General features: G+C 62.5%; 18 protein-coding genes. 11 read left to right on the top strand and 7 right to left on the bottom strand.

The features are described from left to right. Nucleotides 1–27: 27 nt before the first annotated feature. The 4 genes from RS694_RS19040 to RS694_RS19025 are packed head-to-tail and all read left to right on the top strand — an operon-like array spanning nucleotide 28 to nucleotide 9,369. Nucleotides 28–4,089, top strand: a complete 4,062-nt coding sequence (locus tag RS694_RS19040) for a type VI secretion system protein (protein WP_029706662.1) — start codon at nucleotides 28–30, stop codon at nucleotides 4,087–4,089. Between the two features lie 10 nt (nucleotides 4,090–4,099). Beyond that, on the top strand, nucleotides 4,100–5,242 hold the full coding sequence (tssA, locus tag RS694_RS19035; RefSeq protein ID WP_029706661.1) for a type VI secretion system protein TssA: 1,143 nt from the start codon (nucleotides 4,100–4,102) through the stop codon (nucleotides 5,240–5,242). 26 nt (nucleotides 5,243–5,268) lie between these two features. Then, a complete protein-coding gene (locus RS694_RS19030; RefSeq protein ID WP_029706659.1) occupies nucleotides 5,269–5,676 on the top strand; it encodes a hypothetical protein in 408 nt (135 codons plus the stop codon). Between the two features lie 12 nt (nucleotides 5,677–5,688). Beyond that, nucleotides 5,689–9,369 carry a coiled-coil domain-containing protein gene (locus RS694_RS19025; protein ID WP_037246810.1) on the top strand — a complete coding sequence of 1,227 codons (3,681 nt, stop codon included), beginning with the start codon at nucleotides 5,689–5,691 and terminating at the stop codon, nucleotides 9,367–9,369. A gap of 46 nt (nucleotides 9,370–9,415) precedes the next feature. On the opposite strand, the gene RS694_RS19020 is transcribed toward RS694_RS19025, so the two are convergent. Genes RS694_RS19020 through dacB form a run of 5 tightly spaced genes read right to left on the bottom strand, consistent with a single transcriptional unit; the run spans nucleotide 9,416 to nucleotide 15,767 of the window. Continuing rightward, nucleotides 9,416–10,738, bottom strand: coding sequence for a DUF3422 domain-containing protein (locus RS694_RS19020; protein ID WP_051391771.1), 1,323 nt, complete (start codon nucleotides 10,736–10,738; stop codon nucleotides 9,416–9,418). 52 nt (nucleotides 10,739–10,790) lie between these two features. Then, nucleotides 10,791–12,938, bottom strand: a complete 2,148-nt coding sequence (locus tag RS694_RS19015; RefSeq protein WP_029706656.1) for a SulP family inorganic anion transporter — start codon at nucleotides 12,936–12,938, stop codon at nucleotides 10,791–10,793. Further along, nucleotides 12,935–13,195, bottom strand: a complete 261-nt coding sequence (locus tag RS694_RS19010) for a SemiSWEET transporter (RefSeq protein ID WP_029706655.1) — start codon at nucleotides 13,193–13,195, stop codon at nucleotides 12,935–12,937. The genes RS694_RS19015 and RS694_RS19010 overlap by 4 nt, the downstream gene beginning before the upstream one ends. Continuing rightward, nucleotides 13,182–14,366: a sensor domain-containing diguanylate cyclase gene (locus RS694_RS19005; RefSeq protein ID WP_051391755.1), complete on the bottom strand. Its 1,185-nt coding sequence runs from the start codon at nucleotides 14,364–14,366 to the stop codon at nucleotides 13,182–13,184. The genes RS694_RS19010 and RS694_RS19005 overlap by 14 nt, the downstream gene beginning before the upstream one ends. A 6-nt stretch (nucleotides 14,367–14,372) precedes the next feature. Then, nucleotides 14,373–15,767 (bottom strand): D-alanyl-D-alanine carboxypeptidase/D-alanyl-D-alanine endopeptidase, encoded by a 1,395-nt coding sequence (dacB, locus tag RS694_RS19000; RefSeq protein ID WP_029706651.1) that lies wholly within the window; start codon nucleotides 15,765–15,767, stop codon nucleotides 14,373–14,375. 55 nt (nucleotides 15,768–15,822) lie between these two features. On the opposite strand from dacB, the gene RS694_RS18995 reads away from it, so the two are divergent. Genes RS694_RS18995 through RS694_RS18965 form a run of 7 tightly spaced genes read left to right on the top strand, consistent with a single transcriptional unit; the run spans nucleotide 15,823 to nucleotide 21,179 of the window. After that, nucleotides 15,823–16,851, top strand: a complete 1,029-nt coding sequence (locus RS694_RS18995; RefSeq protein WP_037246808.1) for a DMT family transporter — start codon at nucleotides 15,823–15,825, stop codon at nucleotides 16,849–16,851. A gap of 6 nt (nucleotides 16,852–16,857) precedes the next feature. Next, nucleotides 16,858–17,592 carry a tRNA (adenosine(37)-N6)-threonylcarbamoyltransferase complex dimerization subunit type 1 TsaB gene (gene tsaB / locus RS694_RS18990; RefSeq protein ID WP_029706649.1) on the top strand — a complete coding sequence of 245 codons (735 nt, stop codon included), beginning with the start codon at nucleotides 16,858–16,860 and terminating at the stop codon, nucleotides 17,590–17,592. Further along, the gene (gene rimI, locus RS694_RS18985) at nucleotides 17,589–18,059 is read left to right on the top strand and encodes a ribosomal protein S18-alanine N-acetyltransferase (protein WP_029706647.1); all 471 of its coding nucleotides are present in this window, start codon (nucleotides 17,589–17,591) and stop codon (nucleotides 18,057–18,059) included. Before tsaB ends, rimI begins: the two co-directional genes overlap by 4 nt. Nucleotides 18,060–18,077: 18 nt before the next feature. Beyond that, nucleotides 18,078–18,962: a uracil-DNA glycosylase gene (locus RS694_RS18980; protein WP_029706645.1), complete on the top strand. Its 885-nt coding sequence runs from the start codon at nucleotides 18,078–18,080 to the stop codon at nucleotides 18,960–18,962. Between the two features lie 50 nt (nucleotides 18,963–19,012). Continuing rightward, entirely contained in the window at nucleotides 19,013–19,852 is an 840-nt protein-coding gene (pyrF, locus tag RS694_RS18975) for an orotidine-5'-phosphate decarboxylase (protein WP_029706643.1), read from the top strand. Beyond that, nucleotides 19,849–20,562: a glutathione S-transferase family protein gene (locus RS694_RS18970; RefSeq protein ID WP_029706641.1), complete on the top strand. Its 714-nt coding sequence runs from the start codon at nucleotides 19,849–19,851 to the stop codon at nucleotides 20,560–20,562. Before pyrF ends, RS694_RS18970 begins: the two co-directional genes overlap by 4 nt. Continuing rightward, a complete protein-coding gene (locus RS694_RS18965) occupies nucleotides 20,559–21,179 on the top strand; it encodes a glutathione S-transferase family protein (RefSeq protein ID WP_029706639.1) in 621 nt (206 codons plus the stop codon). The genes RS694_RS18970 and RS694_RS18965 overlap by 4 nt, the downstream gene beginning before the upstream one ends. A 10-nt stretch (nucleotides 21,180–21,189) precedes the next feature. Here the strand turns inward: RS694_RS18965 and RS694_RS18960 are convergent, their stop codons facing one another. Next, on the bottom strand, nucleotides 21,190–21,564 hold the full coding sequence (locus RS694_RS18960) for a DUF779 domain-containing protein (RefSeq protein ID WP_029706638.1): 375 nt from the start codon (nucleotides 21,562–21,564) through the stop codon (nucleotides 21,190–21,192). Nucleotides 21,565–21,849: 285 nt separating this feature from the next. Next, a complete protein-coding gene (exaC, locus tag RS694_RS18955; protein ID WP_029706636.1) occupies nucleotides 21,850–23,373 on the bottom strand; it encodes an acetaldehyde dehydrogenase ExaC in 1,524 nt (507 codons plus the stop codon). Nucleotides 23,374–23,526: the final 153 nt, after the last annotated feature.

Below are 23,526 nucleotides of genomic sequence, written 5' to 3'. Positions count from 1 at the left end.
ATTTGATTGCATCGAGCGAGAGAACCTATGCTGACCGACGACAGGTTTCTAATTGCCGTTGCCATCCTGATTGTTCTGGCCTTGCTGGGTCTGGGGGTCGTGTTCTACTTCGCGACGCGGGCATCCGCTGCGAAGCCCGGCACCGACCCCAAATTGATCAAACTCCGGTTTGACTCGCTTCGTAACTCCTTTCGCCAGGCGGTAGAGCTCATTGAGGGAAATATTGCCGCGCGCTCCGAGCGGTACGGAATTCCCTGGGTTTTGGTGCTCAATGAAGGAATGGGACAACGGAACCTGCCGATTGAGCAATCCGGTGTACCCAGCGCACTCAGCTCCGAGGCCGCATCGGCGGCAACGACCCAGGGCATATCCTGGCATTTTTTCGACAAAGGCGTTGTGGTCGAAATGCAGGGGGCGTATTTGGGCTCTCCGGATGACGAAAATGCGGCGGAGAAACCTTGGGATGAGTTTTTGGGCCTGTGTCGCAATTACCGGCCGCAGCGTCCTTTTGACTCGGTGGTGATTACTGTCCCCGCAGAGATGCTGTTGGACAATAGCCCTGATTCCACTCTCGAGTTTGTCAAGCTGGCGCGTCTGGCCCACCGTCGCCTCTGGCTTGCGCAAAACCGCTTCGCCATGCGTTTCGCCGTTTACGTGACGGTGTCCGGATGCGAAAAAATCGAAGGCTTTTCAGCATTCTCGCGTGCCCTCCCTGAAACGATGCGTGCTGGCATGTTGGGGTGGTCATCGCCGTATGACTTGTCCACCACCTACCAGGGCTCCTGGATTGGCGAGGCCATGAACAGTGTGGTTCATACCATTTCTGACACCACAGCAGAACTCTTCGCGTCGAATAAGGGGGCGGTGGACTCGAGCAGCTTCTTCCTGTTGCCCAATCGTGTTGACGCCCTGCGCAGCCAGTTGCAGGCCTACGCAGATGAGTTGATGCGGCCCAGCGCCTATCACGAGCCATTTTTCTTCCGTGGAATCTACTTTACCGGGGACAGCAGCTTGGCTGCGAGAACCGCGCTTGCTGGCGAACAGGATGTCGCTCAGGAAGCGTCTGACGGAATACCGGATGCAAGTGATCTGGTGTCCCAGCTCATGCAAGAGCCCGCATTCTTGCGTGATCTTTTCGAAAAGAAAATTTTCCTTGAGTACGGTCTTGCAAGGCCGTCGCGTCAACAACTGACACGCCCGATGCTGTCACGTGTTGCCCGGGTGGCGGCCGTTGTGCTTTTGGGTGGCTGGAGTATCGGTCTGGTAGTTGCTACTGTGCAGCTCAGCAACCGTAACCCTGACATCGCCAAGATGCTCAAGCAGATTGAGGTGGACAACCAGTACCGCAATCAGATGATGAGCCGTGGTACGGCCATCCCTCCGGAGTGGTACAAGGCCAAAACACTGGCCTTGCTCAGTGCGATAGAAAACCTGGGCGCCGAGAAAACCTGGGCCGTGCTGATGCCCGGGTCCTGGTCATACTGGAATAACCTCGACACCCGCGTTGTAGAGCGTGTGGAGCGGGAGTTCGGCGAGATTGCCATTGGCACTTTGCGGCGCGAACTGTATGCACGTGCGTCTGAATTGACCGGGGTGGAGCAGGATGAGAGCACATCCGAGTTGATTATTGGCGGCTTTTGCATGGGGCCTCGGGTTGAGCAGGGGGCAACGCATGTGCCCACGCTGGCCATAGAGAGCACACCTGAGTTCGCCGCTGTGCAGCAGTACTTGTCACAGGTTGAGCAGCTTGAACAAGCCATTGGGGCCATGCAGCGGCTTCAGCAAGCCGACGCCAATAGCGCGGATGACCTGCGCCTGTTGGTGAAGTACACCCTAGGCACGGAATTGCCAGGCAATATTTCCCAGAGCATCCGCTTCTTCCGTGGCAACGAAGCCAACGCGTCGGCCGGCATGGCGGCACTGAGTGTGAACCACATTCGGCACGCGGTACGCTGCTCATTGGCCAAAGGCATGGGAACATTAGATCAACGTGTTTTTGTGAACAATGATCTGCTGGTGCTGGAAAGGCAGTTAGCTGCCCTGACTAACAGACTGCTGTCTACCGACTCACGTCCCATCGGTTATGCGCAGGCTGTGGCCGGGTACAAGGAAATTCTCTCCCTCATGCGAAGCCAGGAGAGCTTGCTCGCAGCGGGGCGTGGTGAATGGATGCACAAGCCTTCCTTGGAGCTGGGGACTTCCTATGACAAGGTGATGGCGCGCATTACGGAGTCAGACCGTTTGTTGGGCCCGGAAGCCGCAGACCAGGTCAATCAATATGCCAATAGCGAATTTGTGAAGTTCAGTGCCGAATTTTCGAGCCGCTTTAATGCAGAAGGCCATAGCGGCATCATTTGGCAAGATAAGGAATCGCGCTTCCTGCTCTCGCCCGAACGCCTTGCGTTGCGCGACGCAGTGACCGGCTTGTTGGCACAACCGTTCATGGTCGCGACCAGCGATCGTGAAATTCCGGAAATGCCCACACTGGGCATCCTGACGTGGGACACGGCCAAGCTGGACCAGGCACTGGCCTTGGTCGATGAGCAGAAACGCTTCATGAATGAATCGCTGGTCAAATTCCCTCCGGAAGCGCGCCCCAGTGTTGTCACCTTTGTGAATGACCAGTTTGGCCGCTTGGGCAATGACAAAGTCGTGGCCGCACTGGGTATCAGCGGACGTGTGGATCCGGCCAGTGCGACGGATGCGATGACGTTTGAAGCTGCGCGTGGCAGGCTGGCCAAGCTTCAGGGCTTCTTTACAGAGTTGGGCTTCTATCGGGTTGCCGATGGTATTCAGCAACTGCTTTCCCAAGATGCCCAGGCACGATTACGGCAACTGGATTCCAGTCTCAATCAATTTGATTTGTACGCGATCAGAGGGCGAGACTTCTCCTATTGGACGGGCGACCAAGGTCCCCTGCTGCAGGCCCTTGGCGTGACGGACGGGCAGGCCATGACGCAGTATCTGGCCCAACAATTCAGCCGCGTGGAGACACTGGGACGGCAAGCCGAGGTGTACCTAAATTCATTGGACAAAGCCGCTGCCGAGGGGCAACTGGCAACGCGCTGGCAAGCGATCAACCGCGAAGTCGAGCGTTACCGCACCAAGAATGCAAACAGCAGCTTGAACGCGTATGAGCAATTCCTCATGACGGTTGGCGTGGACGTAGATCGTTATACCTGTGCCGAAAAACTGGCCACCAAAGCGCCGTCCAAACGACCGACAGATTATTTTGCAATACGGCACCTTCAGGTCTACACCGCGTTACTCAAACGATGCACGGACCTGCGCTACACCGAGCAGCAGGAGTTGTGGTCTGACTTTGCCTACAACTTCAATCGACTTCTTGCTGGACGCCCACCGTTTGCCGTGTCCAATGGCAAGGATTTGATCGACGCTGATTTTGACGATGTCGGGCAACTGTTCCGTAGTTCTGACAAGATGGCGCGTGTCCTCAAAACGTCACCTCTGGACAAACAATCTTTGGCACACACGCAGGAAATGCGCAGGTTTTCTGACCAGTACGAACGTGCCCGCGTTTTCATGGCGCCGCTTTATCCTGTGGAAGACGGTGTCGTGGCGGGGTATGACATCGCTGCCGAATTCCGCGTCAATCAGGGCGCTGAGCTGGATGGCAACAAGGTGATCGATTGGGCGCTGGAAATAGGTCCCCAGACGCTCCGATTCCGGGATCCACCCCGCGCGCTGCGTTGGGAACCCGGGATGCCCGTCACGCTCACTCTGCGGGTGGCCAAGGATGCGCCGGGCAACGTGTTTGCAGATCCACAGCAGCCCTATATGAGTGTGGACGGCAAGTCGGTGATTTATCGATTTACCGATACCTGGTCTCTGTTGCGCATGATCAAGAGCCAGCGTGAGGCTGACACCGGCGCACGTTCCGATGGACGCACGCAGTTGTTGCGCATGGAGTTCCCCATGGGGACGGGTACTGAGCTTGGCAAAAGTGGGCAACCGGATGTGCGCGCCCGGGTGTTCCTGCGCTTCACGCTCTCAGCGGTTGGCAAACGCACACCACTCGCCTGGCCTGGAACGTTCCCGTCGCGCGCCCCTGAATTCAGCAAACCATAGCAATATGCGCATGGACCTGTTTACCGATTTCCAACCCGATATTGAAGCCCTGCTGCAGCCCATAGCCGGCGATCTTCCAGCGGGCCCATCGATGCGGTATGACCCGCAGTACATGGCCATTCGCGATGCACGCGAAGAAGAAGACGCCCGACTGCCCATGCGCGAGTGGGAGCGGCCGATCAAAAAAGCTGACTGGCGTGCGGTTGCGGAAAATGCGGCTTCCATGTTGCGTTCGCGATCCAAAGACTTCCAGGTGGCTGCATGGCTGTGCGAGGCGTGGATACACCAGTACCAGTTGGCGGGGTTCAATGCAGCGGTGGCACTGCTCACAGGGCTGGTGGAGCGGCACTGGGATACCGCGCACCCGCAGATCGAGGCGGACGACGATGAGGCTCGCGCTGCGCCATTCTTCTGGATCAATGAAAACCTTCCGCTGGTCTTGATGTTGCATGTGTCGCTGATGAGGCTGCCCGAACGCATGCCAAGCACTGTCTGTGCGTTTGATTGGGACCAGGCCTTAGCGCTGGAAAACCGCAAGCCCGAAACCAAAAAGTCAGCGGCGGCCAATATCAGTCCCATCCCGACACGTTCCGAAATCGTGGCGGGTACCCACAATGACAACCTGCAGATTCTGATTGCCAATAAAAATCTGCTGGGCGCCAGTGCGACGGCTTGGGAAGCATTCTCCGAGGCCCTCAATGAAAAAATGGGAATGCGGGCCCCCAGTGTGGCCAAAGTGCATGAGACATTGCTGCGCATTCAGCGCGTCTGCGATACCCTGATTGACGGTCGCGCGCCTGTGGCTGCGCAGCCCAAGCCCAGCCCAGTTCCCGTCGAGCCACAGGCAGTGGGATCGAGTGCTCCGGTGAAAGTCACAAACAACGACATAACCGAGCCGACAGCCACTTCATCCAGAGAAAGTGATTACGCCATGGGACCCATCAACAGTCGCGAAGATGCCTATCACATGCTGGAAGCCGCTGCGCAGTACCTGCTCAAGACGGAACCACACAGCCCCACGCCTTACCTGATCAAACGTGCAGTGAGCTGGGGACGGATGTCTCTGGTGGACCTGATGCAGGAAATTGTGCGCGAAGAAGGTGACATCAAACGGTTTTTCTCATTGCTCGGCATCAAGGAACCGCGCGCGTGAAGGCGCGTTGACCAGGACATCTCGCCATGCTGTCTGATGCCGAAGTGATTCAGCTGATGCGCCAGTTTCTGGCGGGTCAAATGCCGACGGCTGCTTCGGGTCTTCAGGGTGTGCCATCCCACATGCTGCCCGGCTGGCCAGAGCCCCCGGCTGCCGAAGCGGGACCTGAGGCACAGACACCCCCAGTGAATCTGAACACCTTGCCAGACAAGCCTCCCATCGCCCCGTTGCTGCCCATACTGGAAGAGGTGCAGCTCCAAAATGCCCAGGTGCTTCCAGAGATTGACCAGACGCTAGCGCAGATCGATGTCTCCATTGGCGGCGTTGATCAGGCCGGGGTATCGCTGGAACCTGCCCCTCTGCAGATTCCGAAGATCGAAGAAGCCATGACGGAGGCAGGCGGCAACGTCAAGAAGACACTGGACGCACTCTGACAGTAACCCGCCATGCAGCTCGTTACCAAGGCGACCGACGCCATCACAGAAGGCGCCAACCAGGTCGTAGATGCGGTTCTGAAAGCCAAGGCCACGCTGGAAGAAGAGGTGGTTGGGGGCATTGACGAGGCCACCAACACCGTCAACCTGGTGGTGGAAAAGGTCACCGGTATCGCGCAGGCCATCCAGGGTTTGCAGGACACTCTGAATCCACAGGCTCTGGCAGGGCCGTTACTCACCGCGTTGCAATCACTACCCGCCGAGGCGCGGGGGGTCGCGGACCAGCTCAAGGACATGGGTGAACGCCTGCTCGCGGTCGGCGAAAACCTGGCCGGCGTTACGACCGACGTGCAGGACATCGCGACCATGGCCCAGGGGTTGCCACAACGCGTGGCCGACATCCGTCCAGACGTGACGGCGGTTCCGCCACGCGTGGAATCGGTGATCGCTTTGGGCCAGGGGCTGATGGACAAGGCCCGTGGCTTGGGGCCGCGCATGAAGGCCTTTGCCGACCAACTCGCACCACTGCAGCAACGTGCACAACAACTGCGCACCACCCGTCCCGCCGATTTTGCTGCGGCCCAGGCCCAGATTGCACTGCAGGTGCAGCAATTGGTCGGCAGTGTGCAGACCGAGATTGACAACACAGACGCCGATCTCGCCACCACGGCCACCGACATCCGCAGTGAAGTGGATGCCACCGAGCAACTGGTCGGTGACATGGTGGAGGATGTGCGTGGCAAGGTCGACGCGCTGATCGACGAGGTCAGCGGTGCGCTGGACCCCATTGTCGAACGCGTGGACACGGCTGTCAGTGGCATTGATGCCGAGCTGCAGGTGCTGCGCGGCCTGGGTGACACGCTGAAGGACAAAATCAACGAACTCATCGATGCGGTGCTGCACCCGGTGATCGAAGTGGAGTCCGCTCTCGACACCGTCGTCGAGCAAATTGACACGGTGGCGCAGACCGTGGACGCCATCCTGGACGCCATCGAGTCGGCGTTGCAACGCTTGGAGCGCATCGTCGCCAATCTCAAGCGCAGCCTGGACGAGGTCGTGGCCGCGGTGGACCATGCCATCCATGGTTTGCAGGACGCACTGCAGGACGTGGTCCGCGAGATTGACAACCTGGAGGTACTGCTGAACCGCCTGCCGGAAGAGTTTGACATCGTGGAGAAGCAGATCGACCTGTCCAAGGTGACCATTGGTCAGGTGCAGGACACGATACGCCAGTTCATGGTGGTAGCCGACCGCAGCCTGGCGCAGGCGGCCCGCGAGATGGAGCAGGCTGACGCGCTGTGTGACAACGCCATCCAAGTCTGCACCAAGTATGTCAGTCGTTCCATGGCCATGGTGGCGGCGCGCGCGTTGTTCATGGGCGTCAAGGGCATGATCCCCGGCATCAAGACCACCATCGCCACCGCGCGCACCACGGTCAAGACGGCTGGTGATACCTCCATTGGCTTGCTCGACCAAGCCATTGTGCAGGTGGAGGGTCTGCGACCCGTGCTGGCGCAGGTGGTGGAGCTGGTGCGCCAGAGCATCGCGCAGGTCATCGTCGTACTCGAGCAAGTGAAGGCCGCCGTGCAGCAAGCCAGCGCCCAGATGGACACGGTGTCCGAGCAGATGCACACCGTGGTGGAGCAGGTCAAGCAGCAACCCGATCCGCTGCTGGCCCAGGTGCGCCAGGCCCGCGACGACTTTTTGGCCGCAGCCCAGCCGCTGGAAAAAATCCAGCTGGTGCACGACAAGGTCGTTGAGATCAAGGCAACCGCCGTGGTGCCGGTGCACGACAAGATCGAAGCCATGCGCACGCAGTTGCTGGATGCGGTGTCCAAAGTGCAGGCGCAGATGCAACCACCGATGGACCTGGTCAAGCAGCAGATGCGTGTAGTCCACCAGCAGATTGATGTGCTCAAGGTCAAAGTGCATGAGCCGCCCGCTAAGTTGATGGCCATGGCGGAAGACCTGCGCCAGCAGTTCCATGTGCAGTTGCAAAAGGCGCTGGGGGTTATGGATGGGCTGTTTGCACAGGCCCGTAATGTTGTGCGCCAGGCCAAGGCCGCGGTGGACCGGGCTGCAGGACTCAGCGGCGACGCGGTGCGTATGTCGGCGCAGTTCGAAGCTGGAGTGGCGCAGGCCCAGAGCACGGTGGATCGGCTCACTGAACAGGGCCAGGCGGCGCTGGACGCAGCCAAAGGCCAGGTCGACGGCTTGCAGGCGCGTATCGATGGCGTCAAGACCCAAGCCACCGCCGCGCTGGAATCGGCCCGCAGCATGCTGCAGCAGGCCAGCCAGGCCGTGTCCGGTGTGCAGGACAGCATGAAGCAGGCAGGCGCCAGCGCCAAAGAGGCAGCCGACTCCGCCACGTCTGAAGCAGACTCCTTGCAGTCGTCCGGCCAGCCCGTACAGGACGCATTGCAAAAAGCCCACGACGAAGCCGCGGCCGCGGCCGACAAGGTCAACTCTGCCAAGGAAGGCCCCAGCTCGCAGATGACGCAGTCACTGGATGCCGTCAAGACCATGAAGGACGACGCGACGGCGGCCTTCCAGCCCGCGGCCGATGCGGCCCAGTCGGTGCAGGCCAAGATGGAGGAGAGTCTGGCGTCGGTGGCAGCACCGGTAGATGCGCTGAAGGCCAAAGCGCAGGAAGCCTCCGAGCAAATGGCCCAGAAGACGCAAGAGGCGTATGCCGAGGCGCAAAAGCTGCGCGATCAGGGGCAGGCGCTGATAGACGATGCCAAGAAGAAGGTGGAAAGCGCCAAGCAGGAAGCGCAGGTGGCGCGGGCCGAAGCGGTGAAGGCCGAGGCAACGATGGACGCCGCAGTGGTCGCCCAGGGCGGCCAATCCAAGGCGGCCGCAGCCGCAGCAGCGCAAGCGGCTGCCGCACCTGCGGCCGCCGAGGGTGCGGCGCCTGGCGCAGGTGGAAGTCAAGCGGCCGGATCAGAAGCGGGTGCAGCCAAAGAAGCTTCTGCACAAGCCGCACCTGCAGGCGCTGCGCCTGGAGCATCCGGTGCCGCTGCTGAAACAGCGCCAGCCGCCGCAGGCGGTGCCGCCCCGGCGGATGCGGCCAAGGCGCCATCTCCGGAAGCTTCCCCATCTGCCAGCGCGGCTCCCGGTGCTGCGCCACCAGCGGGAGAAACACCGCCCGCACCTGCAGAGCCAGCCACGCAAGCAGGCACCGCATCGCCGAGCCCGACCGCACAGCCCGCCGCTGCGGACAAGGCTGCACCTGCGGCCGCAGCACCCGGTGCAGCACCGCCCGCGGGTACGTCGACCACAGCACCGGCGCAGGCGGCCGGAACAGCTGCAGAGGCGGGCGCTGTACCGGCCATGCCGGAAGGCTTGCCCAGCGGATTGCCAGACGCACTATCGGCTGATGGTCTGTCGTTGCCGCCGGTACCGGAGTTGCAAATGCCCACCGCGGCAGACCTCGGGTTGCCCGCCGATCCCCTGCAGGCGCTGGAGTCGGAGTTGGCGGCCATCCAGCCACCTGCCATGCCTGAGCTGAATATTCCCAAATTCGATGTGCCGGAGAACCTGCTGCAAAACCTCAAGTTGCCGGAAGGCATGGCCTTGCCAGAGGGATTCACGCTGCCCGAAGGGACGGTGGTGCCGCAATTCGCAGACCCTGCCGCGGCCCAGCAATGGCTGGAAGCCCTGCAAGCGGCGGCCCCACCGCCCGCGGCTTAGGGCGTGTTCGCACTCGGGAAATTAGTGTGAACAGGCCCTGATCGGATTAAAGGCGCTGGTTGATCCGGTGCACCAGCCACCAGATGCCGCCCAGTGCCACGGGCACCAGGGCGCCCACCCACAGCTCCAGTTCCAGCGCAAAGCCACCACGCTGCACCGCATGGCCGATGTGCAACAGCAGTTGCACTACAAAGAAAGTAACGGCCGCAATCGACAGTACCTGGAGTGTGCGTTGAACCCGTTGCAGCAACAGCCGTACGCTTGCCATGGTGTTCATTGCCACACGGCCTTGTGCTTCCAGCGTTACCTCCACCCGGGTGCGCAGCAAGGCGCTGGTGTGGTCTACACGCGTGGACAGTGCGTCCAGCCGTTGCCCGGCAGCCACCACAGTCGCCATGGCAGGGGAAAGGCGGCGGTGCATGAATTCGCCCAGTGTCTGGGTGCCGGGGATCGGTTTTTCGCGCAGCTCGGTCAGGCGTTGGGTGACCAGTGCGTGGTAGGCCTTGCTGGCGTCAAAAGAGCGTCTATGGTCTGCCACCGCGCGCTCCACGTCGGCAGCCAACCGTGCCAATGCATTGAGCAAGTCCTGGTTGCTATTCAGTATGCCGTTGATCTGCGTGTGAATGCCAACAAGCCGTTGTTCCGCCTCTTCCAGCCAGGGCCCCAGTTGTTGTGCAGCGGGCAGGCTGCGCAGTGCCATAAGGCGGTAGGTTTCGATTTCCAGCAGGCGCTGCGCCACCCGTCCCACTCTGCCTTCGCTCATGCCGGTGGCAGCGAGCACCAACATGCGTTCAAAGCCATCTTCCTGCAATGCAAAGTCGGTCACCACGCTGGAATGGACCGGGGTGCCCATTTGTGAGGCCACCGCAGCCCCCGTGGTAAACCAGTGGTCGTAGGCGGCTGCGCGGGTGACTGCACTGGGCGGATCCCCCAGCAACATGACCAGGTGCAGGGCGCCCAGCGTGCGCCCCGGAATGTTGCGCAACCAGTCATCGTCCAGCAGCAATTGAGAGAGCAATTGCTGCGGTGGATCATTGAGCAGCGTCGACGGCGGCAAGGCGCGCATGACGGAGTACGCAGTGAACTCGGCATGCCGTTCCCACTTGAGGGTGCAGGGGCCCACCTGGATGCGCAAGAACGGAGTCTGCAGTGCCGTGGCTGTCAGATCTTTTTGACCCGGAAGAAGTGCCAGATGGCGTATTTCCGCCTCCAGGTCGACATCGGCGTTGAGCACCACAAGGCAGGCTATTTGCACGGGCAAACCCATGCGTGCCTGGGGTCGCCCCAGTATTTCGTTGTGCACGGCCACCCGCATGGCATCTTCGTGTGGGAAGTACTTGCTATCCTGCGTTGTCGAAAGAGCGGTCATGTCCATTTCACGCAAAAAAACAGGCGGTTTGCCGGGGAATCCGTTGGCGGTATCAGGGGGCGGTGCCACGCAATCGCGAAGACAACTCGCGTGCGATGTTGCGGGTGATCGCCAAAGCCGCAGCCGGATACTGGTCGACCAGTGTAGCAATCGCCTGACTGTCCAGAAATAGTGCCGTGACAACCGTGTCGGCGGTTACGGTCGCAGAGCGCAGCTTTCCATCAATCAGCCCCATTTCACCGACGAACTGGCCTGGCCCAAATGTGGCGAGGCGGGAACAGAGAGGGCCACTGCCCGACAGAATGCTGACCTTCCCCGATTCCAGCAGCCACACGCCGTCTGCAGGCGCGCCTTGCTGAAACAGTACTGCACCCTGCGCAACATCCCGGCGCTGGCCCAGCCCCAGCACCATGTCTACGTCATCGGGGTGCAGATCCTGCAGCAGGCTGTTGTGGTGTGTTGCCACCGTGGAGGTACCGGTACTGATCGCGCCGTGCGCCAGCACACGTTCCTCACAGGCTTCCAGGCCGCGGTCCAGGTCCACCTGGAGGTCCACCGCAGCCCAGTTGTTCCGTGCGCGCTGCAAGGCGGGTGCACTGGCCTGCAAACCACTGATCACCACGGCCCGCCCGCTGTCCTGCAATGAGCGGATCAGACCGCCCAAGGCCTCGATGCCACTGGGGTCAACCTCATGCACTTGGGCGATGTCAATGACTACGGTACGCGCCCGGTCGTCCAGCTCATCGGCCTGTTGACGCAGGCGCAAGCTGTTGCCAAAGAACAAATGGCCCGTCAGTCGCAACACGCCCACCGACTGGGCAGCACGCGCAAGCTCGGTGGTTTCCGCGAGCCCGCGCACGCGGCGCGAACGCTGGGTGTCCAGATAGGTCCATTGTGCTGTCAAATTGCCAGAGACGCGTTTGAGTACCGCCAGGCTGGACAAGCCTATACCCAGGAAAGTGGCCCAGATCAGATTACCGAATACACCGACCAGGCTGATGGCCGCTGTGATCCAGAAGCCCAGGTCGGCAGTGCCTTCACCACGCCATTGGCGCGTGCGCAACATGCGGCCCAGGCGTTCCATGAATGCCGGGTCTGCCATCGGTATGGCCTGCAACAACAGCAGACCGGCAATCAGGCCGGCCGGCAGTGCCAGCAGCCACGGTGCAATGCCCAGCAGCAGGCCGGTCAAGAACAGCATGCATACCAGCGCTGCCAGCCATCCCCGTCCGCCTGCATTCCAGCTCGCAAGGCTGTACAGCGGGCCGCCCGTGCAGGGCACGCCGCCGAGCACGGCGCCCAGCATGTTGGCGGTGCCCATGGCAATTAATTCGCGGTTGGCATCGCTACGCAGGTTAAAGCGTGACTCCATAGTGGCGGCGGTCGTGAAGGTCTCCAGAATCATGACCAGGGCCAGCGTCATGGTGCCAGGCAGCCCTGCCATGAGCAAGGGCAAGAGATCGTGCGCCTGCAGGGTCGCCCACATGCGCGCAGAAATCCATTGTGTGTCGGCCATGACCTGGGGCGCCGTACCCAGCGGTGCTGCCGTGTTTCCCACGCTGGTCAGGAGCACACCACATGCCACTGCAATCAGGACGGCCGGCATATTGGCAAACCAGGCCACCCGCTTTTGCGACCATCGCCACAGGGCATAGGCCAGCAGCATGGACACCGCACTGAGCACCGCCGGGGCACCGCCCCGGTTCATCTGGACCAGTGCCAACCAGACCAGCAACAAGGCCGTGCCATTGCTGATGCCCACGCTCACGGGGATGGGGATCATCTTGAAAATATGACCCCACCGGAGTGCACCTGCCAGCACCACCAGTGCGCTGGCCGCTAAAAACATCAGGCTGCCCGCCGTCAGTCCGACGAGCAATTGGGTGGTCGTCAGACCGCTGGCCGCCTGCTGCGCCGTGGGCCCGGCACTGGCGAGGCTGATATGCAAAACCAGGCCAGCATAGGTTGCGAGAGAAGCCGTGCGTGGCGCCGACAGGATGGCCGGCTGACCTCCCATCAACAGCCTTGCGCAGGGCACCAGCGCCACTACCACCAACGCGGCCCAGTAACCCGCCGATAAGCCGGCGCTTCCGAAAAGGCCCACAAACAAAAGTATGGGCGCGACCGCCGTGGACATGCCTTGCAGCGCGGCCTCCGTGCCGCCACGCAGGTCATTGCGCCAGGGCTGCGCCAGCCTCATGGTGCGTGGTAACGCAGCTTCATGGTCAGAATGGCCATGGCGAGCGTGAGCGTGATGAAGTTGGCGATGACGATGGGCCATTCGCTGAGCAGAAAGCCGTAGACCAGCCAGCAGGCCACGCCCACGGTGAAGGCGCTGTACATGCCCAATGAAATGCCCCGCACGTCCTTGGTCTTGAAGGTGTGCCAGGCTTGCGGCACAAAACTGGCGGTGGTAAGTGTGGCACCGATGGTGCCGATGATGTCACTGGCTTGCATGAGAGGAGTTCGGTAAGACGGAAGGAGAAGGGTGTGATGTGCTGAAAGCCACCACACGGTTACGGCCATTGTTCTTGGCGCGGTACAACGCCAGGTCGGCGTTGGCGATCAACGTTTCGGGTGAGGTGCCGTCGCCAGGGTAGGTGGCTATGCCCACTGACAGCGTGGCCTGGATATGGAAATCACCAAACACCAGCGTAGCGGTGCCAAAGTCGGCGCGCCACTGCTCGGCCCGCTGCATGGCTGTTTGCAGCGGCATGTGGGGCAGCAGCATCAGGAATTCTTCGCCGCCGTAGCGGCAGGCCACGTCGCCGCTGCGCGCGTGGGTGTTGAGCATGCGCGCCAGGGCGCGGAGCACTTCGTCCCCGGCGGGGTGGCCATAGGTGTCGTTGACGCGTTTGAAGTGGTCGATATCGATCAGCATCAGGCTGAGCGGTTGGCCCTCGCGCTTGCAGCGCGCCAGTTCGCGCGCCAGTGTGTCGTCCAGATAGCGCCGGTTGTACAGGCCGGTGAGCGAGTCGCGGTTGGCCTGCTCCCGCAGGCGTGTCTGTAGCACGCTGATCTCGCCGAGTTGCTGGCGCAGGGCTTCGTTGGCTTCCTGCAGCGCCTGTTCACCTTTTCGCATCTTGTCACGGGTCTCGAAAAGCTTGACGTTGTGGTTGTGGGCCATGTTTGCCAGAGACACCAGATAGGCAGTAAGCCCCAACAGGCAGGCTAGGGAGATTGGCCAATCCATGGCTGGCGAGAATCGAAAGCCGAACAGGACGATTGCCATGAGTGCTCCCGCGGACAAGGCCGCAGCGGAGCGCACAGCACCCTTCACGCCCATGTAGGAGGCATGCGTGACCGCAGTGGTGACGCACATGCCAAAGGTGCTCCACATCGGAAAACCCAGGTAGGCAGACCACATGCCAAAGACAAAAGAATCCAGACTCATGTGGTTCATCTCGGCGGCGCGTGGCTCGTTGGATTTCCGCGTGCGCCAATAGAGCAACTGGGGGTAGGCCAGAAATTGCAAGCCCAGCAGCGCCCAGGTCAGTTCACTGTAGCCCCGGCCCAGCATGTGAACTGCAAGCACGAACGCAATCAGACCAAAGCCCATCACACGGCTTGTGTGGTTGCCCTCAACCACCCAGTCGCGGTGTGGTTTTGCAAAAAAAGACAAGCGCATGTGTGTCTATTGTTCCTTGCTGGCCCAGTCCACCAACGCCTCGATAGCGGGGCGTGCGGCGCCGGCATTGGCGTGGTTGATCAGCGCCACCAGGATGAAGCGGCGCCCGTTGCTGCCGTCCACATACCCCGCCACGGCCACCACATTGCTGAGGCTGCCGGTCTTGAGGTGGGCGCTGGCGCCGGTGCGCGACTTCATGCGCCGCAGGGTTCCATCGAGACCGCTGATCGGCAAGGAGCCCATGAGCTCCGGCATCACGGGTGACTGGTAGGCGTGGTTGAGCAGGCGGCCCAGCGCCTGCGCGCTGATGCGCTCCTGGCGCGACAGGCCCGAGCCGTTGTCCAGCACCGGGGCGTCTTCGCCCAAGCGTTCTTTCCACCAGCGGGTCACAGCGCTGCGTGCGCCGTCAAAGCTGCCGTTACCCAGCGTCAGGAAAACCTGCTGGGCCATCACGTTGTTGCTGTATTTGTTGATGTCGCGGATGATTTCGGCCAAGGGTGCCGAGGTGGCCTCAAACGCCGGTTTGGCCGCCAGTACCGCCGATGGCACCGCACCCAGGCGCACACTGCCGCCCAGCTTGCCGCCGATGTCCTGCCACAGGCCCTGCACTGCGCGCATGGAATAACTCCGGGGCTCGGCATACGCGACGGGCCATGCCTTTTCACCACACGCCGCGGGGTAGCTGCCCAGAAAACGGATGCGATTGGCATCCGAGAAGTCGGCCTTCAGGGCGCCGCGGTAGTCGCCGCAGTCGCCCACACTGAGTGCCACCGTGGATTGCATTTGCACGCCTGCCAGTGGCGGGTCAAACTGCACCTGGGCCACGCCGGCGCCACGGTCCGGTGTGAAGGTCATCACCACCGACTTGTAGTTGAGCAAGAGCGCATCGGGCGCCGCGTTGTAGGGGCGCAGTGGCTCGCCGTCGAAGCTGGAGGGGTCGGTGTCGGGCACGTCAAACGCGCTGCGGTCCAGCACGATGTCACCGGCAATGGTCTTGATACCCAGACCCTGCACGCGGCGCAGCAGCAGCCAGAGGCGCTCCAGCACCAGCTTGGGGTCGCCCTGGCCCTTGATGTAAAGGTTGCCGTAGAGCGTGCCGTCGCGCACCGCGCCTTCCACATACACCGGGGTGGTCCAGGTGTAGGCCGGGCCCAGCAGGTCCAGCGCGGCATAGGTGGTGACCAGCTTCATGACCGACGCCGGGTTCATGGGCGTATTCGCGCGCCAGGACAGGCGGGGCGTCTGGGCGTCGCGCCCGGCTTCCACCACCAGCGCCGACACGGCATCGCGCGGCACTCTGGCGCGTGCCAGTGCGGTTTCCACGTCGGGCGGCAGATTTTGGGCGTGCGCTGCCAAAGACAGGCTGGTGATCAGGGCCAGTAGGGCAAAACGCAGGGGCATACCGCCATTATCCAGCCCGGCAATGGCGGTATGCCCCAACCCTGATAATTGACCCATGTCTGCCTCCTCTTCTTCTGCTTTGCCACGCTGGTCGCCCCGCACCGTGGGTCTGGCCGCCGCCGTGGTGACGGTGCTGATCTGGACTTTTTTCATCGTCTACGCACGCGCCACGGCCGATCCTGCACGCGGCGGGCTGCTTACGCCGTTTGACATCTTTTACGCACGCCTCTGGGGGGCCGGGTTGGTGCTGCTGCCCTGGGGCTGGTGGCTGGTGCGCCAGGCGCGGCGTAGCAATCCGCAGGCGGGGTCGTTGTTCGGTCTCTCCCCGCTGTCTTTGCGCCACACACTGATCGCGGGCGTGTCCGGTGGCTTGCTGTACGGCATGTTTGCCTATAGCGGTTTTGTGTTTGCGCCTGCGGCCCATGCCTCGGTGCTGATGCCGGGCAGCCTGCCGCTGTGGACGTCGCTCTTGGCCATTGGCGTGCTCGGTGAGCGCATCAGCGGCTCGCGCGCCATCGGGCTGGTGTGTATCGTGGCGGGCGACTTGCTGGTGGGTGGTGCCAGCCTGCTGCACGCATTCGACGGCAGTGGCGTGTGGCGCGGCGATGTGTTGTTCATGCTGGCGTCGTTCACCTGGTCGGTCTACAGCGTGACGGTGCGGCGCCTGGCGCTGGAGGCGGTGCGCGCCACCATCGCCATCACGGTGCTGGGCTTTCTGGTTTATGTGCCCATTTACACCGTGTTGGTGCTGGTGCAGTGGGTGCCGGGCCACGTGTTTACCGCGCCATGGGGGTCGGTGCTGCCCCAGATGCTGTTCCAGGGCCTGGGCTCGGTGGTGGTGTCGGGCATTACCTTCAACGTGATGATTCGCCACTTCGGCCCGGTGCGCTCCACCATGATCACGGCCCTGGTACCCGGCCTGTCAGCTGTATCCGCAGGCATCTTTCTGGGGGAACCCCTGCAGTGGAACCTGATCGCTGGGTTGGCACTGGTCACACTGGGCATTTTGTTTGGCGTGCGCAAGGCTGCAATTGCTCCTGTTTCAGGAGCTGCTCACGCAGTATCCACGGGGGCTAGAGGCTGATTTGGTATGAAATTACTGGCTTTTGACACCAGCACGGAAATCCTGTCCGTCGCCGTGGGGCGGACGGTGGACGGCGCAATGCGCGTCTGGCAGCACAGCGGTGCCGGTGGCGCGCAGGCCAGTACCGGGCTGATTGCCGGGGTGCTGGACTTGCTGGCCCAGGCCGGTCTGACATTGGGTGCGCTGGACGCCATTTGTTTTGGCGCCGGGCCGGGTTCGTTCACCGGGCTGCGCACCGCCTGTTCGGTGGCGCAAGGCCTGGCCTTTGGTGCAGGCGGCGGTGCGGGTGTGCCGGTGCTGCCGGTAGACACGCTGCTGGCCGTGGCCGAAGAAGCCCGCTTTGCCACGCCTGATCTCGCGCGGGATGGACAGGTCCTGGCGCTGCTGGATGCGCGCATGGACGAGATGTACGCTGCGCACTACGCGTTTGCCGGTACAGCGTGGACCGAGCTGCAAGGCAGCGCGCTGCTGCGCCCGCAGGACCTGCAATTGCCTGTTACACCGGTAGCGCTGGCTGGCAATGTGTTCACGGTGTATGCAGACCGGCTGGCGCTGCCCGCCGGCGTACCCTGCATCGTGGCCCTGCCCACGGCGACGGCCATGTTGCGTCTGGCGCCCCAATTACTGGCGGCTGGCAAGGCAGTCAGCGCCGCGCAGGCCCTGCCCAGCTATATCCGCGACAAGGTGGCCAAGACCACGGCCGAGCGCGCTGCTGAAAAAGCGGCCGCCCAACTGGCATGAGTGCGCAGATGCAGGCTCCCGAAGTCCAGTTTGCCCCACTGCTGGCGGACTGGCTGGACGCCGTGCTGCAGGTGGAGCAGCGTGCCTACGACCACCCCTGGAACCGCACCAATTTCATGGACGCGTTGCACTCGGGCTATCAGGCCCAGGTGCTGGTGGCCGATAGCCATCTGCTGGGTTACTTTGTCGCCATGAAGGGGGTGGACGAAGTGCATTTGCTCAACATCACCGTAGCCCCGGAGTTCCAGGGCCAGGGCTGGGCCCGCATCATGCTGGACGCACTCACGCTGTGGGCGCGCGGTCAGAACGCGCAGTGGCTGTGGCTGGAGGTGCGCGTGAGCAACACGCGCGCCATGCAGGTCTACGAAAGCCACGGCTACCGCCGCGTGGGCCAGCGCAAGCAGTACTATCCTGCAGCCAACGGCCAGCGCGAAGACGCGGTGGTCATGAGCCTGCGATTGTTGTAAAACGAGGATGGATTGCGAATGACACTGGACCTGGACGACCGCCACCGCGCCATGCTGGCCGAGATGGGTGTGCGCGTCTGGTTACCGGGGGCTGCGCCTGCTGAGCAGCCCGCGCCGGCGCTGGTGCACGCCATTGCGGTGGCAGAGCAGGCCCCGGCCCGTCCCGCCGCTGCGCCAGCGGCGCGCGCGCAACCAATCCCCGTTCGGGCTGAGCCGGTCGAAGCCCTGTCACGCTCTCGCCCTCAGGCTGCCCCCAGCACCTCCACGCTCGATCTGCAAACTCTGGACTGGCCCACCCTGACCGAGGCCGCCGCCACCTGCCAGGCCTGCGCCCTGTGCGCCGGGCGCAAAAACACCACACTGCTGGCACCGCCCACGCCGGCACAGTGCGACTGGATGGTGGTGGGCGATCCGCCCGACGAAGACGAAGACCGCGCTGGCCAGCCCTTTGCCGAGGCCGCAGGCCAGTTACTCGACAACATGCTTAAGGCCATGGGTGCCAGCCGCAGTGGCAGTGGCGCCACCGGCGTTTATCTGACCAATGTGGTGAAGTGCCGCCCGCCACAAGCGCGCATTCCGCAGGCGGCCGAGTTGGCGCAGTGCGCCGCCTTTTTGCAGCGCGAGATTGCGCTGGTGCAGCCCAAGGTGATTCTGGCCATGGGCCGCTTTGCGACCCAGGTGCTGCTGGGCGAGCAGTCCGAACTGGCCACGCAGCCGCTGGGCAAGCTGCGCGGCACGTTGTACCGCTACCAGGACGTGGCCGTGGTGCCCACCTACCACCCGCGCGTGCTCTTGCGCGCCCCGGCCGACAAGGCCAAGGCCTGGGCCGATCTGTGCCTGGCCATGGACGTGTTGCCCCCACGCTCCGCCGCTACGCGGGTCGCTGCCCCCCGAGGGGGCTAACTCGCCTTGGGGCGGCCCTGCGGCGAGTTGGCGCCTACCTACAATAGGGCATGACCTTCCTCGACCAGCTGCGCACCGCCGAGCGCCAAAACGGCTCCCTTCTGTGTGTGGGCCTGGATCCTGAACCCAGCAAGTTTCCGGAGCAATACCGGGGTGACGCCAGCAAGATTTACGACTTCTGCGCCGCCATCGTCGACGCCACTGCGGACCTGGTCATCGCCTTCAAACCCCAGATCGCCTACTTTGCCGCGCACCGCGCCGAAGACCAGCTCGAAAAACTCATGGCCCACATGCGCAGCGCAGCGCCCAAGGTGCCCATAATCCTGGACGCCAAGCGCGGCGACATTGGCAGCACCGCCACGCAGTACGCCATTGAGGCCTTTGAGCGTTACGGTGCCGACGCGGTCACCCTGTCGCCCTTCATGGGGTTTGACTCTGTGGCGCCGTACCTGCAGTACCACGGCAAGGGCGCCTTCCTGCTGTGTCGCACTTCCAATCCCGGTGGCGATGATCTGCAGCCCCAGCGCCTGCTGGACGTGCCCGGCCAGCCGCGCATGTACGAACACATTGCCGCTCTGGCCCAGGGTCCTTGGAACCTCAACGGCCAGCTCGGCCTGGTAGTCGGCGCGACCTACCCCGCAGAGATCGAACGCGTGCGCGCCCTAGCGCCCACGCTGCCGCTGCTGATCCCCGGTGTGGGTGCACAGGGCGGCGATGCGGTGGCCACCGTCAAGGCCGGTTGGCGTGGCGCGGGTGGCGAGACGACGGCACCTATCGTGGTGAACTCTTCGCGCTCCATCCTGTATGCGTCTTCGGGTGCGGACTTTGCGCAGGCCGCGCAGCGCGAAGCCCGTAAAACGCGTGACCAACTGCAGGCCGCCAAACCATGATCGACCTCTACACCGCCGCCACACCCAACGGCCACAAGGCCTCCATCGCGCTCGAAGAGCTGGCGTTGCCTTACGAACTCAAGGTGCTGGACCTGTCCAAGGGCGAGCAGAAGACGCCGGAGTTTCTGGCCATCAACCCAAACGGCCGCATCCCGGCCATCGTGGACCGCGCGGAAGGTGACTTTGCGGTGTTCGAGTCGGGTGCCATCCTGATTTATCTGGCCGAGAAGACCGGCAAGCTTTTGCCCACGGATGTGAAAGGCCGCTCGCGTGTGCTGCAGTGGCTGATGTTCCAGATGGGCGGCATCGGGCCCATGATGGGCCAGGCCAATGTGTTTTACCGCTACTTCCCCGAGAAGATCCAGCCCGCCATCGACCGTTACCAGGGCGAGAGCAAACGCCTGTTCCGCGTGCTGGACGGACACCTCAAAGATAACGAATTTCTGGCCAGTGATTATTCGATTGCCGACATCGCCAACTTCGCTTGGGTGCGCACACACCGCTGGTCGGGCGTGGAGGTAGATGACCTGCCGCACCTGCAGCGCTGGCTCGATGCCATCAAGGAGCGCCCCGCCGTGCAACGCGGCCTGCACGCGCCACCCTCGTCGCTGGAGCTGCGCCGTGATGGCAGCGAAGAGGCGAAGAAGTTTGCCGAAGCGGCCCGCACCATGGTGGAAATGGGCCAGTCCAAAACTGCGGGCACCCCATGAAGCTCTACACCGCGCAGCGTGCGCCCAGTCCGCGGCGCGTGTCCATGTTTCTGGTCGAGAAAAACATCACCGGTCTGGAGCTGGTGTTCATGGACCTGAACCAGGGCGAGCACCGCAGCGCGTATTTCCTCACCAAAAGCCCTCTGGCCAAAGTGCCTGCACTGGAGCTGGATGACGGCCGTGTGTTGACCGAAACCCGCGCCATCTGCACCTACCTCGAAGGCCTGTACCCCGAGCCCAACCTGATGGGTGTGGACGCCGATGAGCGTGCCTTCATCGAGATGGCAGACCGCCGTGTCGAGCTGTATCTGTTGGGCGGTATCGCCAATTCCATACGCCACACCCACCCAGGCCTCGCCGTGTTGGAGCAGCCGCAGTTCCCCGACTTTGGCCGCTCGCAGGGCGAGAAGGTGCGCGAGCTCGCCAAGTGGTTTGACCAGTTGTTGCAGCAGCAGGACTGGATGGCGGGCGACCGTTTCACCATTGCCGACATCACCGCGTTCTGTGCGCTGGAGTTTGCGCGCGGACTCATGAAGTTCAAGCCCGAAGAGGTGGGCCTGCATGCGCTGGCCGCCTGGCGCGAACGCGTGAACACGCGGCCCAGTGCCCGCGCCTGATACCCGCGTATCAAGCCGCGGGCTTTTCAATCCCCAGCTCGGCCAGTTCTGCATCAGTGAACACGCGTGAGCGGGTGTGGAAGGCCTTGCCTTCGGGGCCCTCCAGCGAAAAGGTGCCACCGTGGCCTTCGATGACGTCGATGATGAGCTGCGTGTGTTTCCAGTATTCGTACTGGCCAATGCCGATATAGAACGGGCTGCCGCCGATGTCGCCCAGGTACACGTCGCCCGCACCCATGGTGATTTCGCCGGGCAGGTAGCAGTTGGCAGCGCTGTTGTCGCAGCAGCCCCCACTCTGGTGGAACATCAAATCGGGGCCGTGTTTGATTTTGAGGAAGGCCACGAGCTCTAGGGCGGCGGGGGTGGCGATGACTTTGTCGACCATGGTTTGTTCTCCTGCTTGCATTTCGCTGTGTTGGCGCTCGCAACGCAGCAACCCGACAGGGCGTCCACCTCATACTGGGGTACCAGAAATCGGCGGCCGCCCTGTCGGGTCACTGCGTTGGATGGTGGCGCGCCACGTGGGTTCCGAAGGGCTGCCTTGTCTGTGTCTCCACGGTGCTAGCGCAGCAGCGGGCTGGGGCATCCCCCCGATTTCTGGTACCCCAGTATGAGGGGGGAGGTCCCAGCCCGTTGCTGTGCGGCTCGGCGCGACGTAGCGCGACGCGCTTTAGAAGAAGCCCAGCTTGTTTTCCGAGTACGACACCAGCAAGTTCTTGGTCTGCTGGTAATGGTCCAGCATCATCTTGTGGGTTTCGCGGCCGATGCCGGATTCTTTGTAACCACCGAAGGCTGCGTGCGCAGGGTAGGCGTGGTAGCAATTTGTCCACACGCGGCCGGCTTTGATGGCACGGCCCATGCGGTAAGCCACGTTGCCGTTGCGACTCCATACGCCGGCGCCCAGGCCGTACAGCGTGTCATTGGCAATGGCCAGCGCCTCGGCCTCGTCCTTGAACGTGGTCACGGCCAGCACGGGGCCAAAGATTTCTTCCTGGAAGATGCGCATCTTGTTGTGGCCCTTGAACAGCGTCGGTTGCACGTAGTAGCCGCCTTCCAGATCGCCACCCAAATGGGCTTGACCGCCGCCAATGAGCACTTCCGCGCCCTCCTGCTTGCCTAGGTCCAAGTAGGAGAGGATCTTGGTGAGTTGCTCTTTGCTGGCCTGCGCGCCCATCATGCTGTCGGTGTCCAGCGGGTTCATGTGCTTGATAGCGGCGATGCGCTTCAACACACGTTCCATGAATTTGTCGTAGATCGACTCCTGGATCAACGCACGCGATGGGCAGGTGCAAACCTCGCCCTGGTTGAACGCGAACAACACCAGGCCTTCAACGGCTTTATCCAAGAACGCATCGTCCTTGTCCATGATGTCGGCAAAGAACACGTTGGGGCTCTTGCCGCCCAACTCCAGCGTGGCGGGAATCAGGTTGTTGGCGGCGGCCTGCGCAATCACGCGGCCCGTGGTGGTGGAGCCGGTGAAGGCGATCTTGGCGATGCGCTTGGAGGTTGCCAGCGGCATACCGGCTTCGCGGCCGTAGCCGTTGACGATGTTGAGAACGCCCGGTGGCAGCAGGTCGGCAATCAGCTCGGCCAAAATCAAAATAGAGATCGGCGTGCTTTCTGCGGGCTTGAGCACCACGCAGTTACCGGCGCCAATGGCGGGCGCCAGTTTCCAGGCGGCCATCAGGATGGGGAAGTTCCACGGGATGATCTGACCCACCACGCCCAGCGGTTCCTGGATGTGGTACGCCACCGTGTTCTCGTCGATGTTGGAGAGCGCGCCTTCTTGCGCACGCACGCAGCCTGCAAAGTAGCGGAAGTGGTCCACGGTGAGCGGGATGTCGGCGTTCAGTGTTTCGCGGATCGCCTTGCCGTTGTCCACGGTCTCGGCGTAGGCCAGCAGCTCCAGGTTTTGCTCGATGCGGTCGGCAATCTTCAGCAGGATATTGCTGCGTGTGGCGGCATCGGTCTTGCCCCAGGCGTCCGATGCGGCATGGGCAGCGTCCAGTGCCAGCTCGATGTCTTCGGCGGTGGAGCGCGCGGCCTGGGTGTAGACCTTGCCGCTGACGGGCGTGATGACGTCAAAGTACTGGCCCTTGACCGGTGGTACGAATTTGCCGCCGATGAAGTTGTTGTACTGGGTCTTGTAGGTGATCTTGGCGCCGGCCGCGCCGGGTGCTGCGTAAATAGCCATGGTGGTGTCGTCCTCTTGTGGTTGCTTTGTTGGCCTGCATCGGGCTGTCCGGCAGGTACAGCCTTCTCTCAAGACGCGTGCCATGCGTGTGCCCGCCCTGGAGCCTTGATTTCATTGGATTTGTTGCGTTGCAGCACTTCGTGCAAGCTGTCC

It is taken from the genome of Rhodoferax saidenbachensis (assembly GCF_001955715.1).
GTDB classification, from domain to species: Bacteria; Pseudomonadota; Gammaproteobacteria; order Burkholderiales; family Burkholderiaceae_C; genus Allorhodoferax; species Allorhodoferax saidenbachensis.
Note: the sequence above shows the minus strand (reverse complement) of the source record. Positions and strands in the feature narration are given on the sequence as shown.

Coding starts and splice junctions, on each gene's coding strand:
- RS694_RS18965 (WP_029706639.1), top strand. CDS start 20,559: ATGAAGCTCTACACCGCGCAGCGTGCGCCCAGTCCGCGGCGCGTGTCC.
- rimI (WP_029706647.1), top strand. CDS start 17,589: ATGAGTGCGCAGATGCAGGCTCCCGAAGTCCAGTTTGCCCCACTGCTG.
- RS694_RS18995 (WP_037246808.1), top strand. CDS start 15,823: ATGTCTGCCTCCTCTTCTTCTGCTTTGCCACGCTGGTCGCCCCGCACC.
- RS694_RS19005 (WP_051391755.1), bottom strand. CDS start 14,366: ATGCGCTTGTCTTTTTTTGCAAAACCACACCGCGACTGGGTGGTTGAG.
- exaC (WP_029706636.1), bottom strand. CDS start 23,373: ATGGCTATTTACGCAGCACCCGGCGCGGCCGGCGCCAAGATCACCTAC.
- dacB (WP_029706651.1), bottom strand. CDS start 15,767: ATGCCCCTGCGTTTTGCCCTACTGGCCCTGATCACCAGCCTGTCTTTG.
- RS694_RS19020 (WP_051391771.1), bottom strand. CDS start 10,738: ATGACCGCTCTTTCGACAACGCAGGATAGCAAGTACTTCCCACACGAA.
- RS694_RS19030 (WP_029706659.1), top strand. CDS start 5,269: ATGCTGTCTGATGCCGAAGTGATTCAGCTGATGCGCCAGTTTCTGGCG.
- pyrF (WP_029706643.1), top strand. CDS start 19,013: ATGACCTTCCTCGACCAGCTGCGCACCGCCGAGCGCCAAAACGGCTCC.
- RS694_RS19025 (WP_037246810.1), top strand. CDS start 5,689: ATGCAGCTCGTTACCAAGGCGACCGACGCCATCACAGAAGGCGCCAAC.
- RS694_RS18980 (WP_029706645.1), top strand. CDS start 18,078: ATGACACTGGACCTGGACGACCGCCACCGCGCCATGCTGGCCGAGATG.
- tssA (WP_029706661.1), top strand. CDS start 4,100: ATGGACCTGTTTACCGATTTCCAACCCGATATTGAAGCCCTGCTGCAG.
- tsaB (WP_029706649.1), top strand. CDS start 16,858: ATGAAATTACTGGCTTTTGACACCAGCACGGAAATCCTGTCCGTCGCC.
- RS694_RS19040 (WP_029706662.1), top strand. CDS start 28: ATGCTGACCGACGACAGGTTTCTAATTGCCGTTGCCATCCTGATTGTT.
- RS694_RS19010 (WP_029706655.1), bottom strand. CDS start 13,195: ATGCAAGCCAGTGACATCATCGGCACCATCGGTGCCACACTTACCACC.
- RS694_RS19015 (WP_029706656.1), bottom strand. CDS start 12,938: ATGAGGCTGGCGCAGCCCTGGCGCAATGACCTGCGTGGCGGCACGGAG.
- RS694_RS18970 (WP_029706641.1), top strand. CDS start 19,849: ATGATCGACCTCTACACCGCCGCCACACCCAACGGCCACAAGGCCTCC.
- RS694_RS18960 (WP_029706638.1), bottom strand. CDS start 21,564: ATGGTCGACAAAGTCATCGCCACCCCCGCCGCCCTAGAGCTCGTGGCC.